Source organism: Rhodococcus sp. H36-A4 (genome assembly GCF_027158005.1).
Classification (GTDB): domain Bacteria; phylum Actinomycetota; class Actinomycetes; order Mycobacteriales; family Mycobacteriaceae; genus Rhodococcoides.
In genome coordinates this window covers 168,726-185,735 of the sequence record NZ_JAPVLQ010000002.1, presented here as the reverse complement: position 1 = coordinate 185,735, position 17,010 = coordinate 168,726, and the positions used below count along the sequence as shown (strand labels likewise).

The window sequence follows — 17,010 nt, the reverse complement described above, 5'->3', positions numbered from 1 at the left end:
ACTAGTCGGTCTTCATGCTGCCCCAGCCGACGTATGCGTCGACCGAGAGGTAACCGGTGACCCGCGGCTGGTCTCGCACCGGGTACTTGTCACCGGTGTAGTGGGTCGAGATGCGGTCGATGTCGACCAGATCCGGATCGTCCGCCAGCGTGATGGTGCCGTGAATGGTGATGTGGGTGTACCAGCTGGCCTCGTCGAGCACCGAGATCGAGACCCTGGGGTTGCCGCGGATGTGCTCGAGGCGCTTGCGGCTGGCCTCGAAGTTCAGGACGATCCGGCCGTCCTCCCACAGGTACCAAGTGGGGGCGGTGATGGGAGTTCCATCTGCTCGTACCACCGCCATGACTGCGGGGTTCGGCTTCTTCAGTAGCTCGATGGCCTCTGGCGGCAGCGGTGGTTTCGGCATGACGCCACTCTACTTCCGGCCGAGAACGAACGAGGTCGGTCTCGGCCGAAGCAGAAGAACTGCTGGAAGAGAGGAACTACAGGGTGGGGAGCTTGACGACCTGCCCGGCGTAGGACAAGCCGGCTCCGAAGGCGAGGAGCAGGGCGGTGTCGCCCGCCTTGGCCTTGTTGGTGCGCAGCAATTCCTCCATCGCCAACGGAATCGACGCGGCCGAGGTGTTGCCGGTCTCCTCGATATCGTTGGCGACGACAGTGTCGTCGCCGAGGTGCAGGCTCTTGGCGAGCAGTTCGGTGATCCGGCTGTTGGCCTGATGCGGGATGAACGCGTGCAGTTCCTCGGTCTTGATGCCCGCGGCATCGATCACCTTCTGTGCCGCCTTGCCCATCTCGAACGCGGCCCAGCGGAAGACCGAGATGCCGTTCATCCTGATCCAGGGACGCTCGGCACCCTCTGTGGTGATGTAGTCGTACCAGTCGATGGTCTGGTAGATCGCGTCCGCCTGTGAGCCGTCGGAGCCCCAGACGGCAGGCCCGATCTCGGTCTCGTCACTCTGGCCGACGACTACCGCGCCCGCGCCGTCGGCGAAGATGAATCGCGTCGTGCGGTCGTAGGGGTCGGTGGTCTCGCTCAGCTGCTCGGCGCCGATGACGAGGACGTACTTGGCGGTTCCGGCCTTGACCAGATCGGACGCGACGGCGAGGGCGTAGCAGAATCCTGCGCAGCCGGCGCCGATGTCGAATGCGGCAGGGCCCTTGGTGCCGAGTGCGTGCGCAACCTTGGCGGCAGCCTGTGGGGTCTGCTCGAGGTGCGTCGACGTCGCGACGATGACGGTATCGATGTCCTCGGCTGAGACGCCGCTTGCCGCGAGAGCCTTCTTGCCGGCCTCGATGGCCATGAATACGACGTTTTCTTCGGGCTTGGTGAAGCGACGATTCTTGATGCCCGTCCGCGTCTGAATCCACTCGTCGCTCGAGTCGATGGTTTCGCAGATTTCGTCGTTGGTCACCACCCGCTCGGGGCGGTGGACACCCAAGCCGAGAAGCTTGGACTGTCGGCCGGAAGTTGTGCTTATCGATGCACCCATCTGTGTTCCTCTCGTGCTACCGCGCCATCGCCGAACTGTGGATCGGGTCTTGGGCTACGGGCTCGAGAGGACACGTTACGTGCGCGGAGTTCGGTGCGTCACACCAGTTCGGCGATCAGGCTTGCCACCTCGGCGGGCTGGTCGATCATCGCGTGATGATGGGCGTTCGTGACGACCGTGAATTCGGCGCCGAGATAGTGCGCCAATCGTCGTTGCTTGGCGATCCAGTGGCGTCCCCACGGTGTCGGACGGCCGGTATGGGCGGCGACGACAGTCGTAGGCACATCCGGCATCGGATGGGTGCGCCTGATTCGGTTGAGCTCGAGTGCCATATCCGGGTAGACGAAGTCCTCCACCAGCGCAGCCTCGAGGTACGACGGCGTCCGATAGATCTGTGCAATCCAGTCGTAGGTCTCGATGGGAATGCCGTCGGGAGGGATGGACTGATTGAGAATGCGTCGGACCGTCGTTCCGAGCAGTCGCTGCAGTCCGAGTTTCGTCAGGGTCCTCGAGAGAGCGTATGCCACCGAAATACGACAGCGCCTCGGAATCAGATGCCGCGGATCGCGCTCCGCGCTCGAGTCGAGCAGCAGCATTCCCGCGGTGCGTGACGGGTACAGCCGAGCGAACGCCTCTGCGTAGAACCCCGCAATCGAGTGCCCGACGACCACGGCCGGGCTTGGCAGCTCGAGGGCGTCGAGAACGCCGGCGATGCGAGCTGCCTCGGCCTCGACGGTGGGGGTGTGGCCGCGCGGAAACGATTCGCTGAGCCCGAACCCGGGTCGGTCGAACACGACGACGGTATGAAATGCCGACAGAATTGCGGCCGCGTCGTCCCAGTCGAACCAATTGCCTCCGAGTCCGCCGCACAAGACGATCGGCGGACCACCACCGGTCACCACGACGTGAGTGCGCAGTCCGTCGACTACGACGAACCTGCCGGGAGGTGATTGTTTCATGTGAAACATTCCATTTTTTTCGTTACTGTCGCGGCTTCGCGAGGGGGAAGGCCAAGGTCTCGCGGATGCTGCCACCGGTGATCAACATGACGACGCGATCGACGCCCATGCCGAGACCGCCTGTCGGCGGCATGCCGTACTCGAGTGCCTGCAGGAAGTCCTCGTCGAGCGACATCGCTTCCTCGTCGCCACCCGCCGCCAGAAGGGATTGTTCGGTCAGTCGGCGACGCTGATCGACGGGGTCGGTGAGCTCGCTGTACGCCGTGCCCAGTTCGACACCCCACGCGACGAGATCCCACTTCTCGGCAACACCCGGAATCGACCGATGCGGACGGGTCAACGGTGACATCGACGTCGGGAAGTCTGTGTAGAAGGTGGGGAACTCGGTGTAGTCCTCGACCAGATGCTCGTACATCCCCTGTGCGACGGCGCCTGCATCCCAAGTCTTTTCGTAGGGAACGTCGTTCTCCTCGCAGAGTCTGCGAAGTTCGGCGAGCGAGGTGTCGGGGGCGACCGGGACGCCGAGCTTCTCTGCGATGGCCCCATGCAGTGTTTTGACGGGCCATTCACCGGAAATGTCGATTTCGATCATCTCGCCGTTCGGGCCGTCGGGTCGAAGAACGATTTCGCGACCGTGTGCGGCGATAGCGGCTTGCTGAATGAGCTGGCGGCACAACACCATCGCCTGCTCGTAGTCGCTGTGCGCTTCATATGCCTCCAGGATGGTGAACTCCGGGTTGTGCTTGAAGTCGGCGCCTTCGTTGCGGAACACGCGGCCGATCTCGAACACCTTGTCCATCCCGCCGACGCACAACCGCTTCAAGTACAACTCGGGTGCGATCCGCAGATACAGATCGAGGTTGTAGGCGTTGATGTGCGTGATGAACGGCGCCGCGTTCGCTCCGCCGTGAACTTGCTGCAGGATCGGCGTCTCCACCTCCATGTATCCGCGGCCGGACAGTGAGTCTCGCATCGATTTGACGACGTTGCTGCGAGCGATCATCAAATCCCTTGTGCTGCGGTTGATCGCAAGATCGACGTAGCGTTGACGCACCCGAGACTCCGGGTCCTTGAGGCCCTTCCACTTGTCCGGCAGCGGGTGCAGGCATTTGGCATTCATCCGCCAGTCGCCGGCCAGCAGTGAGAACTCGCCCTTGTTGCTTCGTCCGATTACTCCGCTGACCTCGATCAGATCGCCCAGGTCGAAGTCGGCATCGAATACGTCCAGCTTGTCCCCGACGCGCGCCCGGTCGAACAACACCTGGATGTCGTCGGTCCAGTCCCGCACGATCGCGAAGGCCACCCCGCCGTAGTCGCGAATTCGCAGCAGGCGACCGGCAATCCGAACCGTCGTCCCTTGGGGGGCCGCCAATGCCTCGGCGACCGAATGCGTCGGCGGATGCGCGACGGGGTAGCCCTCGGTGCCTTCGCTCTCGAGGCGCTCGAGCTTGGAGATCCGGACGCGAACCTGGTCGGGGCGCCGCGGCCCCTGCGGCTGCTCGTCCTCCTCCGCTACATTTTCCGGTCCGCTTCCGTCACTGTGGATATCGGTACTGTCGGCGAGAGCTGCAGGCACAGCTACGTGGCTACCGGTGTGTTTGCGTGCGCGTCGGAAACTCGGCAGCGTCAGAAAGCCCTCGGCAATGGCAGATGCGATGCCGACCTTCGGTAGTACGCGACTGTCGGCGAAGCAGAGATAGCGAGGCTCCCAGTCGGGTTGATACTTCAGATTCGAGCGGTACAGCGCTTCGAGCTGCCACCAGCGCGAGAAGAACACGAGCATCGAACGCCAGATCCGCAGGACCGGCCCAGCACCGATTCGACTGCCTTCCTCGAATACGGCTCGGAACACCGCAAAGTTCAAAGAAATCTTGCTGACACCGAATTGATCTGCACCGGTGGCCAATTCGGTGACCAAAAGTTCGATCACTCCGTTGGGGGACTGGGGATCGCGTCGCATCAGATCCAGCGACACGCCAGTGCGCCCCCACGGCGCCAACGACAGAATTCCGACGGTTTTTTCACCCTGTCTGGCTTGAACCAGCATGCATTCGCCGTCGAGCGGATCGCCTAGGCGGCCCAGCGCCATGGAGAATCCGCGCTCGGTCTCGGTGTCGCGCCACGTGTCGGCGCAGTCGATGATCTCGGCCATCTCGGGTGCAGGAATGTTGCGGTGACGGCGTATTTCCACCGTCACGCCGGCCTTGCGTGCACGTGTGACGGCTTGGCGGACCGGACGCATCTCACGGCCGTTGAGGTTGAACGTCTTGGTGTACAGGATGGCCTCGTCGCCGAGTTCGAGGACGTTCAGGCCGGCCCGTTTGTACGCCGTCGCACCTATTTCGCTGGCCCCCATCACCGCAGGCGACCACCCGTACTTTGCGGCCAACTCGAGCCACGCTTCGATGGCGTGCGGCCACGCCTCGGGATTGCCGATGGGATCGCCGCTGGCCAAACACACCCCGACCTCGACGCGATACGTGATCGCAGCCTTACCGCTCGGGGCGAACACGACACCCTTGTCACGTCGGGTGGCGAAATAGCCGAGGGAGTCGTCCGCTCCCCATTTGTCGAGGAGGCCGCGCAGTGCCGACTCGTCGCTACCCGTCAGCGCGTTGGTCGAGCGCTGGGACCGGAACAGGGTGACGACGGCTGCGAGCAAGGCGAGTGCGCCGAACAGGCCGAGCAAAGTATTGACGAAACCGTGTGGGTGACCACTGAACTGCTCGTTGTCGACCGTCGCCAATGCCGTGACGCGGTTGAAGGCCCACAGGAACGTCTCGTTCTCCGGCAGTGTCCCGGGGAACAATGCGACCAGAGCCCATCCGAGCAGGGTGCCGATGATCGCGCCCAGGACGAGAACTCCGAGTGCCTTCCACACCGCGCCGCGTCGTACTCGGGTGTAGAACTCCTTGCGCGCTGCCAGCAGAATGCCGATGATGACGACATGAACGCCGAGGGCGACCCAGGCGTTGGCGTTCTTCTCTTGGATACCCTCGGCGAGATCGGTAAGTGCGAAGAGTACGAGATAGAGCGTCAGGAACCACCAGGCGATGCGCTTACGGCTTGCCAGTGCTGCCGCCGTGAGACCGACTACGAGCGCCCACGCCAGTGAGGTGTCCGGGGCATCGATGTAGAAGTTGTCCACGTACTCTCGCGGTACCCGTACGGCTTCTCGCAGCGCCGGGGAGATACTCCACAGAAACACCAGCACAGCGAAAGTGCCGAGAATCAGGCCGGCGATGTGTGGAACCTGCGCCAGCCGGCCGTGTTCGGGTGGCGCAAAGGCCCGCGCGGGCTTCTCCTCCGCGCGGGCGGACTTCTCCGGTGACACCGATGTGCTCGTCAATGCCCACTCCTGCCGTCAGCGTTGCCACTACCCAACTACTCAGGGGCAACGGTAACGCCGACAGCAGGTTCAGGGGGGATCATTCGACAGTCGTGGGCCTACAGGGTGCTGGTTAGGAGGCTTTCCAGGACCGCCAGCTCAACTTTTCGACGATGACTGCCGGCCCCTCCGGGCGCACGGAAGCGTATTGGTCGTATTTCTCCACGAGGGCGTCGATTGCGGCTCTGCCCTCGTCGGAGTGAGCGTCGACGACACGGGCCGATCCGCTGGCGCGAACCCACCACAGGTTGTCCCACTCGTCCTCGTAATTGTCGACGATGAGGCCGACAGCCGGGTCGGCGCGGATGTTGGCCAGTCGCTGGAGTTCACGGGTGGATTTCGGCTTCCAGTCGATGGCGGTGACGATGCGATCGTCGACGACGGCGAAGACGACAGGCACCAGATGTGGTGTGCCGTCGGGATTGATCGTCGACAGGATCGCTCGGTGGGCGGCGGAGAATCTGATGGTGTCGTCGGCGATCTTCACGGTTGATTCCTTCCTCGATCCGGGGTGCGTAAGAAGCTGGGGCTCTGTCATGCAGAGGCACTGTGTGCGCCATCCTGGAACAGAACTTTCTCGAGCTGGACGGCTGTCATCGGATGACCGAGAAGGTGGCCTTGTCCGAAGGTGACTCCCATGTCAGTGCAGGAAGCCATTTGTTCTGGCGTTTCGATACCTTCGACAACAGTGTCCTTGCCGAGGTCGTGCGAGACGTCTACGACAGCTTTGCACAGCGCGGAGATGGCCCGCCTGCGCTGAAGGTTCTTGCTGTCGAGGTGCTGGGTGAGTGATTTGTCGATCTTGAGGATGTCGACGGGAAGGGTTGCGAGGCGTTCGAGCGAGGAGAAGCCGGAGCCGAAGTCGTCGATCGCGACGAGAACGCCGTGTCGGCGCACGTCGAGTAGTTGATACTGCACGGCGTCGACGTCGTGCAACGATTTCGATTCTGCCAATTCGAGTACGACGCGTCCGGGCTCGATGCCGAGTGAGTCGATGACGTCGATGACGTCGGTGGCCAGTGTTCCTGCGGCGAAGTGCAGTGGGCTGACGTTGATGCCGATCTGCGCCGCGATACCGCGATGTTGCCAGCTGGCGATGGTACGGCCGACCTCGTTGAGAATCCAGTTGCTGAGCGGGATGATGAGGCCGGCGTCTTCGGCGAGGGGGATGAAGGTGTCGGGCATCAGTAGACCCAGTTCGGGATGATTCCATCGAATGAGTGCTTCGGCGCCGATGACGATGCCGGAAGACACTTCGACGATGGGCTGGTAGAGCATCTCCAGTTCGTGTTCGGCCATGGCCACCCCGCGCAAGCGTTCGAGAATTTCCAACCGGGTGCGGTTGCTGTCGCGCAGGTCGGTCGAGAACACCTGGTGGCTGCTGCGTCCGAGCGATTTGGCTGCGTGCATCGCCGTGGTTGCGTCGTGAATGAGTTGAACCGGGTCGGTGTTCTCCGCATCGGAGGTGGCTACGCCCACACTGGCAGTGATGGTCAGCTGGCGGGTGCCGAGCTCGAACGACGGCTCCAGCACGCTGACGAACCCGGCGGCAAGTGCGCGTGCCGCGATGGATTGACATCCGCGGGCGATGACCACGAACTCGTCACCGGTGAGTCGGCCTAGGGTGTCAGTGGGGCGCGTCGACGCCTCGATGCGGTGTGCGACGAGGCGGAGCAGTTCGTCACCCTGTGTGGGTCCGAGCGCGTCGTTGAACTCTTTGAAACCGTCGATGTCGACGAGTAGGACGCTGACCTCGTTGTCGGTGGTACGCCGCTGGAGTTCGACGCGCAACAGCGTTTCGATCTCGTCGCGGCTGGCCAGGCCGGTCAGCGGGTCCTGCCGCGAAGCCTCACCCAGCTCCGCCGTAAGAGCGGTGATGTCGGTGTGGGTGATGTAGAGGCCGTTTCCGTCGGCGAGCAGCGCGGCACGCATTCGGTACCAGTATTTGTTTTCGAGTGTGGACCATCGGAAGTCGAAGGTATGCATCGCCGAGTCACTGGCCACGAGTCCCTGGAGTCCGGTCAGGACGATCGCGGCGTCCTGATTTCCGGACTCGGCCTCAGTGCGCCACATATCGAAGTAGTTTTCGCCCGGAACGTAGCGAGAACCACCCGGCCAACTGCCCCAGAACTGATCCCACTGTTGGTTGACCAGCACAATGGTGCCGTTGGTGTCGAGTACAACGGTCCCAGCGGGGACTGCGTCGAGCATGGTTTGGGCGAGCTCGTCGGTCCATTCGCTTCGACCGTTGCCGAGCCGCTCGGTCGTGACATCCAGAGCCCAGATTGCGTAGCCACCCGAGCCTGGGTTGACCTTGTACGACAGCCACTTCTGCAGTGCGTACGAGAAATCTTCGACCACGCCGGACCAGCCGGGGAGGGTGCACTTTGCAAGGAATTCTGCCCGAGCGGCTTCGTTGAACCACGCTTCGAGTTCGCGTCCGAGGAGGCGATCGAGCGTCGTACCCAGCAGTTGCGCAGCGGCAGGGTTGGCGTAGGTGATGACAAGGGAGGCGTCGACAAGCAGGAGGGCTTCGGGGATCGCATCCAGCGCGTCACGTGGCGCCGAATGCGGATCTTCGATTCGTGGTCGGGGCATGGCGGGATCTCGGTTCATACTCCCCCCCTGTGACCGGTCGGCCACGCGCAAGAATAGCCCGAAAGTCTGCTTTCGCGCTAGAAACAGGATGATTACCTTGTTTTGGTAGACGCTTGAACGACTTCTGAAGACCTATGTCCGAAAGGCGCTCATGCCGATACCACGCCGACCGGCTCCAACAACCGCTGAACCATGCACTGGAGAACGTCGATCCCGTCGGTCGACAATATGGACTCCGGATGGAACTGAACGGACGCGAATCCGGCACCGCGTAGCGCGTTGACGCCCTGAGAATCGACCGAGGATTCCACCCCTGAAATCTCTCCCGGCTGCGCCAGAAACGCGTTGTAGAACCCGAGTGTCCGATGCTCTCCGAAAAGCTCGATCGCTCGCTGAACCCCCTGCTGCGGATGAGGAAGCGCGACGACGCCCAGGCCGAGAATCCGCGCGAGAACCTGGTGGCTCAGGCAGATCGCGAGTAGCGGTGCGCCGGCGTCGAGTCGAGCGCGGACTGCCCGTTCGACAGCACGAATCCGGTTGTCGAGAAGATCGTTCGGATCCCCGGGCCCCGGTCCACACACCAGCAGGTCGGCGTCGGTGCCGGAGTACTCTTCCCATCGAAGAACCGACACGTCCATGCCGAGGTGGCGGAGCTGATGGGCGATCATCGCCGTCCACTGATCCTCGAAATCGACGACGACCGCGGTACGGCCCAGCAGTTCGGGCAGCACGACGAGCGGCTGCTGGTCGAGCCAGAACGACGCCAGCTTGTCGTTACGCAACGCCAACGCGTCGGCGACGCCCGGGTAGGTGTCGAGACGGACCGCGTCCGTTCCGCGTGGACGTGCTGGTTCGACACCGAGGGCGGCAAGTACGCCACCGAGCTTCGAACGTGTCTCGGCCACTTCGTGTTCGGGTATCGAGTTGCGAACGAGGGTGGCGCCTGCCGATATCTTCAGCTCACCGGCAGGCGAGATCTCGCACGTGCGGATAAGGATCGGTGCGTCGAGTGTGCTCACCCCGTCGGTGCCCCCGAACAGTGCCAGCACGCCGGAATAGTAACCGCGACCGGTGTTCTCGTAACGCTCGATGACGCGTGCGGCGTTCTCGATCGGCGAACCGGTGACAGTGGGTGCGAACATCGTCTCCCGCAGGATCTCGCGTGGATCCAGCGCACTGTCTCCCGCCAGGATGTACTCGGTGTGCGTCAGATGACCCATCTGTTTGAGGCGCGGACCGATGACGCGGCCACCGTTTTCGCAGATACGGCTCATCATCTTCAGTTCCTCGTCGACGACCATGAACAGCTCGTCATTCTCCTTCGCATCCCCGAGAAAGTCGAGAACACCTGCGCCCGAAGGGCCTTCGACCGGGTGCCGGTAGGTACCGCTGATCGGATTCATGATCGCCGTCTTGCCATCGAATCCGACGTGCCGTTCCGGGGTCGCACCCACGAGCGTTATCTGCGGTGTGTGTACGAAAAATGTCCAGTACGAACCCGATTCACCGACCAAAAGTCTTCGGAAGATCTCGAGTCCACTGGCGATCGGATCGTCCAACTGGGCCCGAAAGTCCCTACGAATGACGAAGTTCGCACCCGCACCCCGGCCGATTTCGTCGGTGAGCACCCGCTCCACGACCGCAGCATACGCGTCGTCTTCGGGCTCGAAACGGCCGTCGAGAAGGTTCAGTTCGGCGCTCGGAAGTGCGCCGAGCACAGCGTCGATACTCAGCAGGGCATGCTCGCGGATCTGCAGGCACTGCAGCGGGGATTCGTCGTCATGGCATACGAAACCGCGTTCGGTGACCTGCCGAAATGGGACCAGTGCCAACACGTCGGGGCCGTCGGCATGCGGATTCAATGGAATGTCGGCGAGGGACGGCGCATCGGTGACATCGCCGATCAGAACGTCGATGCCGTGTTCGCGGCTCAGGATCGCGAATGGCGCGGAACCGGTGAGAGCCTTCTTCAAAACTTTCGAGGTCGGAGCTTCGTGCACGTCGATCAGCCTTTCGGATTCGCAAAAGGCTGCCCGCCGAGGGGCCGAGACAACAAAAAATGGCCACCTCGAAAGGCGGCCACGGTTGAAGTACGCAAAGGTGTGGGCGCCTAAGAGCGCCACCACCATGATCCTGCAACGAGTAGAGGTGCGTACATGTCGAGTGACTGTACACACTCTCGCGCCCCGAGCTAGCTCGCCATCCGCATCAGTACGCGCTCGATCGCGTCGACGGCACGGCCCAAGTCTGCTTCGCTGATCGTCAACGCAGGCCGGAAGCGGATCGCACTATGGCCGCATCCGAGTGCGAGAACGTGCTCCTCGGTGCGGAGGTCCTCGATCAAGCGGTCGCGGCTCCCGGCGTCGGGCATCGTGAAAGCGCACATCAACCCGCGGCCGCGTACCTCGGTGACCATCTCGTGCCGCGTCGCCATGTCGTCGAGGCGGCCCTTCAGGTGGCGCCCCAGCGTGGCGGCGCGCTCGATCAGCCCTTCGGATTCGACGATCTCGAGTATCCGGCGAGAACGCACCATGTCGGTGAGGTTTCCGCCCCACGTGGAGTTGATTCGTGAGGAGACAGCGAAGACGTGATCGTCGAGATCGTCGACGCGCCCGCCCGCCATGACGCCGCAGACCTGGACCTTCTTGCCGAACGCGAGCACGTCGGGGACGACGTCGAGTTGCTGGAAAGCCCATGCGGTGCCGGTCATTCCGGCGCCCGTCTGTACCTCGTCGAGAACGAACAATGCGTCGTACTCGTGGCACAGATCTTGTAGCTGCACCAGGAATTGCGGGCGGAAATGGTTGTCGCCGCCTTCGCCCTGAATGGGTTCGATTATCGCGCAAGCGATGTCGTGAGGATTTACCTCGAAGGCGACTCTGGCTGCGGTAAGCGCGTCGGCTTCGAGCGCGTCCATGTTCACGCCGCTGCGGATGTATGGGGACGGGATGCGTGGCCAATCGAATTTCGGAAACCGGGCGACCTTGTTGAGGTCGGTGTTGGTAAGCGACATCGTGTACCCGGTGCGGCCGTGGAACGCATGCTCGAAATGCAGTACCTGGGTACCCAGTGCTGGGTCGATGCCGTGCTTGGCGTTCCATCGACTCGTCCAGTCGAACGCGACCTTGAGTGCGTTCTCGACGGCGAGGGCACCGCCTTCGACGAAGAACAGGTGCGGCAGACGCGGGTCTCCCAGCACTCGGGCGAAGGTATCGACGAACCGCGCCATGGCCACGGTGTAGACATCGGAGTTGCTCGGTTTGTTCATCGCCGCCTGCAGCAAATCGGCTCGGAACGCCTCGTCCGACACCAGGCCGGGATGGTTCATCCCGAGCGCCGAAGAGGCGAAGAACGTGAACAGATCCAGGTACGACGTGCCGTCCCTGGCATCGACGAGCGTCGATCCCTGGCTCTTGTCGAGATCGAGAACCATCTCGAATCCGTCGGCGAGCATGTGGCGACCGATGATGGCATGAACCTCGTGGGCGTCGACAGTCGATGTGGCCGCTGCCGCGCGTTGTAATACCTGCGTCATAGTGCTCAAGATACGCGTTAATATTCCGTTAGCAAGCCCGCTCGGCAGTATATTTTCCTGTCTTCGGGCCTTCGACTAGATTGAAGTGACACTCTCCGGCTTCGAAAGGTGCGCACCATGCCCTCACCCGTCACCCACGATGCGTTGAGTGTCGAGACCCGCGCCATTCTCGGGCGGCTCGGCGTTCGCGTCGATCTCGATGCCTCGACCACAGCGACCACCTCGACCATGCCGATCGTCGCGCGCTCACCGATCACCGGTGGCAATCTGGCATCGCTAGGTTCGGCCACGGTCTCCGACGTCGACGCGGTCATCGCCGACGCCAGGACGGCCTACGTCCAGTGGTCGAGCGTGCCAGCGCCCGTCCGCGGTGGCCTCATCCGTGAACTCGGTCAACTGCTACGTGAATACAAAGACGATCTCGGTGCACTCGTGTCGATCGAGGCCGGCAAGATCGTTTCCGAGGGCCTCGGCGAGGTGCAGGAAATGATCGACATCTGCGACTTCGGCGTCGGATTGTCGCGTCAGCTCTATGGAAAGACGATTGCTACCGAACGACCCGGCCACCGAATGATGGAGCAGTGGCACCCCCTCGGCGTCGTCGCCGTCATCACCGCGTTCAACTTCCCGGTGGCGGTGTGGTCGTGGAATGCCGTGCTGGCGTTGGTTGCCGGTGACACGGTGGTGTGGAAGCCTTCGGAGAAGACGCCGCTGACCGCACTCGGCGTACAGGCATTGTTCGAGCGCGCCGCCGAGAAAGCAGGCGTGGATCCGAAGGTTGCGCAGCTCGTCATCGGCGATCGGGTTGCCGGTGAAGCCCTCGTCGACGACTCGCGGGTGGCACTCGTGTCGGCGACGGGATCGACGCGGATGGGACGGGCCGTCGCACCTCGCGTGGCAGAGCGATTCGGGCGGACACTGCTCGAGCTCGGCGGCAACAATGCGGCGATCGTGACAGCGTCGGCAGATCTCGACCTGACCACCCGCGGTATCGTGTTCTCCGCGGCAGGCACAGCAGGACAACGGTGTACGTCGTTGCGACGCGCTATCGTGCACACGTCCATAGCCGAGGAGCTCGTGGAAAGGATCGCGCGGGCGTACGCCACCTTGTCGATCGGATCGCCCCTGGACCCAGGCACTCTGGTCGGACCGCTGATCGATGCACCCGCGTTCGCCGGTTTCCAGAAGGCGCTCGACGTGGCAGTGTCCGACGGCGGCATCGTGCGTGCCGGCGGCAACCGCGTCGAGATATTCGGTGAGTACGCGTACTACGTCGAGCCGACCGTCATCACGATGCCCACACAGACGGACATCGTCCAGCACGAGACGTTCGCGCCGATCCTCTACGTGCTCACTTACGACACGCTCGACGAGGCTATTGCCCTGCACAACGATGTGTCACAAGGGCTTTCGTCTTCGATCTTCACCACCGACCTACGTGAGGCGGAGATGTTTCTGTCCGCAGCAGGCTCGGACTGCGGTATCGCCAACGTCAACATCGGGCCGTCCGGTGCCGAAATCGGCGGAGCATTCGGAGGCGAGAAGGAAACCGGTGGCGGCCGCGAATCCGGATCGGATGCATGGAAGGCGTACATGCGCCGGGCAACCAACACCGTGAACTACTCCAATGATCTGCCGTTGGCTCAGGGAGTGAAATTCACCTGAGCAGGCTTTGGTCGTCGAACCGCACACCCTTTTTGGTAACCGAGCACACACGCTCGGACGCGAATGCCGTTGCGCGCCTCGCAAAAAGGGTGCGCGCTCCCCAAAGGTAGACGCCTCCATCACCCCGCGTGGCGGGTAAGTACCAGTGGATCACCGTCGGTGATCGCGATCGTGTGTTCGCTGTGGGCGGTTCGTGAACCGTCGGCGGATCGGATGGTCCAGCCGTCGGGGTCGTAGGCGATCTTGTCGGTTCCGTGAGCGAACCACGGCTCGAGGGCGAGGGCCAGTCCGGGCCGAAGCACCAGGCCGCGGCCTGCGCGCCCCTGGTTGGGGATGTGTGGGTCCTCGTGCATGGTTCGACCGAGCCCGTGCCCGCCGAACTCGGTGTTGACCGGATAGCCGTAGTCGGCCGCGACGGCCCCGATCGCTGCGGAGATATCGCCCAGGCGCCGGCCGGAACGTGCGGCATCGATACCGGCGACGAGGGCGTTCTCGGTGGCCTCGATCAATCGCTGGTCTTCGGCTCGGGGCGTGCCGACGATCAGGCTGCGCGCCGAGTCTGCCACCCAGCCGTCGATCGAGACCGCGATGTCCATGGTCAACAGATCCCCGTCGAGCAGCGTGTAGTCGTGCGGGAGGCCGTGGAGCACTGCGTCGTTGACGGACAGGCAGATGACATTGCGGAACGGACCCCGGCCGAACGAGGGCGCGTAGTCCCAATAGCAGGACACCGCACCACGTTCGGTGATCATCTGTCGTGCGTGGTGTTCGAGATCGAGAAGATTGATTCCGACCAGGGCGCGCGCCTGCAGTTCGTCGAGTAGCTGGGCGATGAAGGCGCCGGTGGTGCGCATTGCTTCGATTTCCTGGTGTGTTTTGAGTTCCAGCACGCGTTTTCTCTCCACTTCGTCGCCAATAGATCGGTATAGAAATACCACACTAAACGACGGCTAGGTATTTTCATACCGGGGGGTGGCGTAACCTGCTCGTATGGTGCGATCCCCTTTGACGCCGCAGCAGCTCGATGCCGGCAAACGTCTCGGCGCTTACCTCCGACAAGCGCGGGGCGACCGCAAGCCCGCCGAAGTGGCGCTTGCCGCGTCGATCTCACCCGAGACCTTGCGCAAGATCGAGACCGGCCGTCTGGCCACCCCAGCCTTCACGACGGTCGCTGCACTTGCAGCTGCATTGGACGTCCCACTCGAGCTCCTCGCCCGTATCTGCCTTCCCGAAGCGAACCTTCAGAACACTGGGTAGACACACGACTCAGCGCCCACCCGAACGATCTCGGATAGGCGCTGAGAGGGAAGAATTTACGGAGCCGGCGTCGTGGTGGGCGCCACTGTCGTCGGGACGGCAGTGGTAGTAGTGACCGTCCCCTCGACAGGCTGGGTTCCTTCCACTGCCTGCGTGCCGTCTGCAGGCTGAGCCGGATCGACGGGCAACGCTGGGTCGACGGGCTGAGCCGGATCGACCGGTAGCGCTGGGTCGACGGGCGGAGCCACAACTGCAGGTGCGATCGGAGCCAGCTCAGCCGGTGCCGCGGGGGGTGCCGTGACGACCGAGGTCGTCGTCGGAGCAGCCGAGGTGGTCGTAGCTGTGGTCGGATCTGCCAGGACGGCGAGTCGAGCGTTTTCCTGCGCGGCGGCGGTGTTGATCGGCTTGCCTGCCTCCGCGTCCTTGGCCAGCTGGGTCAACCAGGCCGCGGCGTACTGAGCGGAAGTCAGCGGCTTGCCCTTGGCCGGGTCGGCGTCGCGCCAGTAGTCGAAGTGGTGTCCCGATCCCGGTCCGAGTGTCTGCCCGTAGGGATCGTTCATCACTACCTGGACGGTGTTCGTGTTGGAACCGATGAAGCCGATGATCTCCTTGGCGATCTTCGACGGTAGGTAGGCGAGATTGACGGCTTCCGAGGCTGGAAGTGGTTCACCAGCTTCGTCGACCTTTGCGGCAGGCTTGGTCACGACGCCCGGCTTGTAGCCCGGGTCGGACACCTTGATCAGCACCTCGAGGAACGTCTCGTCACCGGCCAGCCAGTTGTCCTGGCTCGCGATGTCATTGAATGCTGCGACGGCGATGCGGCCGAGCACCATGGCCATGTCTGCACCGGTGGCGGGGGTGAGTGCGCCGTCACGCTGGAGGGTGTCGACGTCGAGCTGACGTCCCACGTTGGCGGCGAGGTGCAGTAGCGAGGTGTTCTCCGGCATTGCGCAGGTCAGGTCGCCCTCGGAGCAGAATGACGCCACCTTGCCCTCCAGCGCGCCGAAGCTGCCGGACGTGCCTGGCAGTGCGCCGGCGCCTGCAGGACCGGAACCGTTCTGGTAGACCGTGTCGAATCCGTCGGGACCTGTTCCGGACGCGGATCCGGGGAATGCACCTTCACCTGCGGTGCGTCCGGCGTCGGCGAGGATGACGACACCGACGACCTTGGACGGGTCGACGATTCCGTAGTTGCCGTTGCCGTCAGGAGTCTGATTGCCTATTTCCATGGCTGCTCGACGCGTGACGTCGGCGCCTTCGCTGTAGCCGACGATGGCGAAGCGGGTATTCGGGCAGGATGCGGCGATGGCGCGCATGACCTTCTGTGAGTTCTCCACTCCGGTGTTGACGGCTTCGTCGTAGGACGCCATGTTGGCGGGGTACTCGACGTAGACGGCTGCGTACGAGCCTTCCTTGACCTGGCCGTTGGGCGCGCCGACCATCTGGTCGATCCAGTCGCTCTCGAAATCGCCTGCCAGTGCTCCGGGGAGCGGCGTTCCATCGGGTGTCGTCAGCATCTTGGTGACACCGTTCTTCGGGCTGTCACCACGTCCGCCGACGGCGATGCTGACCATGTCGTAGCAGGTTGCCGTCGAGGCGAGTTCGACTTCTGTGTCAGAGGAGGTGAATCCACCGAAATCGGTCAGTGCGACGCCACCGACGGCCAGTGCGCCCAGTGAGAGGAACGCAACTGCACTCGTGGCGAGACGTCGGCGATGTGCGGGCCCGCGGGCCGAACGGCGTAAAGGCATCAGATATCCCCATCAGTTGGTCGACTCGACCCCGAACCGATGTGAACCTGCAGTTGATCGCGCGGGTTCACCATGAACTTCGACCCGCGCCGGTCTGCGTGGCGGGCTACCTGGATTTCGCACGGGGCTCCCATCGCGTTACACCCCGATTTCAGCCTGGCCGTTTCATACCCCCAGGGGGTATGGTGGAACTTGATGAACGAAGGAGATCGACATGCTGGCCAAACTCTCGATGTTCGTGCTCGGAATTACAGTGGTGTTCTTCGCCGCCTACTTCGTCGGATCGTTGGTGGGACCAGTCGGAGAACAGGTTCCCGCCAGCCATGAGCATGTACAGGTGAACGAGTCGTGACTACCAACACCGAAC

General features: G+C 63.1%; 13 protein-coding genes. 3 read left to right on the top strand and 10 right to left on the bottom strand.

Annotated elements, in window-relative coordinates:
- Position 1 precedes the first annotated feature (1 nt).
- From O1W68_RS05730 to lat, 8 genes are all read right to left on the bottom strand, one after another.
- Positions 2-406 (bottom strand): PPOX class F420-dependent oxidoreductase, encoded by a 405-nt coding sequence (locus O1W68_RS05730; RefSeq protein ID WP_269301947.1) that lies wholly within the window; start codon positions 404-406, stop codon positions 2-4.
- A gap of 76 nt (positions 407-482) precedes the next feature.
- On the bottom strand, positions 483-1,490 hold the full coding sequence (locus tag O1W68_RS05725) for a beta-ketoacyl-ACP synthase III (protein ID WP_269301946.1): 1,008 nt from the start codon (positions 1,488-1,490) through the stop codon (positions 483-485).
- Positions 1,491-1,588: 98 nt separating this feature from the next.
- Positions 1,589-2,458 (bottom strand): alpha/beta fold hydrolase, encoded by an 870-nt coding sequence (locus O1W68_RS05720; protein WP_269301945.1) that lies wholly within the window; start codon positions 2,456-2,458, stop codon positions 1,589-1,591.
- Between the two features lie 13 nt (positions 2,459-2,471).
- Positions 2,472-5,711, bottom strand: a complete 3,240-nt coding sequence (gene lysX, locus O1W68_RS05715) for a bifunctional lysylphosphatidylglycerol synthetase/lysine--tRNA ligase LysX (protein ID WP_442972305.1) — start codon at positions 5,709-5,711, stop codon at positions 2,472-2,474.
- Between the two features lie 199 nt (positions 5,712-5,910).
- A complete protein-coding gene (locus O1W68_RS05710; RefSeq protein WP_269301944.1) occupies positions 5,911-6,324 on the bottom strand; it encodes a TIGR03668 family PPOX class F420-dependent oxidoreductase in 414 nt (137 codons plus the stop codon).
- Between the two features lie 47 nt (positions 6,325-6,371).
- A complete protein-coding gene (locus O1W68_RS05705) occupies positions 6,372-8,453 on the bottom strand; it encodes a putative bifunctional diguanylate cyclase/phosphodiesterase (RefSeq protein WP_269301943.1) in 2,082 nt (693 codons plus the stop codon).
- A gap of 131 nt (positions 8,454-8,584) precedes the next feature.
- The gene (locus O1W68_RS05700; protein ID WP_269301942.1) at positions 8,585-10,435 is read right to left on the bottom strand and encodes an anthranilate synthase family protein; all 1,851 of its coding nucleotides are present in this window, start codon (positions 10,433-10,435) and stop codon (positions 8,585-8,587) included.
- A 191-nt stretch (positions 10,436-10,626) separates the two neighbouring features.
- A complete protein-coding gene (lat, locus tag O1W68_RS05695; protein ID WP_269301941.1) occupies positions 10,627-11,970 on the bottom strand; it encodes an L-lysine 6-transaminase in 1,344 nt (447 codons plus the stop codon).
- A 117-nt stretch (positions 11,971-12,087) separates the two neighbouring features.
- On the opposite strand from lat, the gene amaB reads away from it, so the two are divergent.
- Positions 12,088-13,635: an L-piperidine-6-carboxylate dehydrogenase gene (amaB, locus tag O1W68_RS05690; RefSeq protein ID WP_269301940.1), complete on the top strand. Its 1,548-nt coding sequence runs from the start codon at positions 12,088-12,090 to the stop codon at positions 13,633-13,635.
- A gap of 119 nt (positions 13,636-13,754) precedes the next feature.
- On the opposite strand, the gene map is transcribed toward amaB, so the two are convergent.
- Positions 13,755-14,525 (bottom strand): type I methionyl aminopeptidase, encoded by a 771-nt coding sequence (map, locus tag O1W68_RS05685; protein ID WP_269301939.1) that lies wholly within the window; start codon positions 14,523-14,525, stop codon positions 13,755-13,757.
- Between the two features lie 100 nt (positions 14,526-14,625).
- On the opposite strand from map, the gene O1W68_RS05680 reads away from it, so the two are divergent.
- Entirely contained in the window at positions 14,626-14,892 is a 267-nt protein-coding gene (locus O1W68_RS05680; RefSeq protein ID WP_269301938.1) for a helix-turn-helix domain-containing protein, read from the top strand.
- A gap of 56 nt (positions 14,893-14,948) precedes the next feature.
- On the opposite strand, the gene O1W68_RS05675 is transcribed toward O1W68_RS05680, so the two are convergent.
- On the bottom strand, positions 14,949-16,643 hold the full coding sequence (locus O1W68_RS05675) for a cutinase family protein (RefSeq protein WP_269301937.1): 1,695 nt from the start codon (positions 16,641-16,643) through the stop codon (positions 14,949-14,951).
- Between the two features lie 214 nt (positions 16,644-16,857).
- Here O1W68_RS05675 and O1W68_RS05670 point away from each other — a divergent pair, with 214 nt between their 5' ends.
- Positions 16,858-16,995 (top strand): hypothetical protein, encoded by a 138-nt coding sequence (locus O1W68_RS05670; RefSeq protein ID WP_269301936.1) that lies wholly within the window; start codon positions 16,858-16,860, stop codon positions 16,993-16,995.
- Positions 16,996-17,010 lie beyond the last annotated feature (15 nt).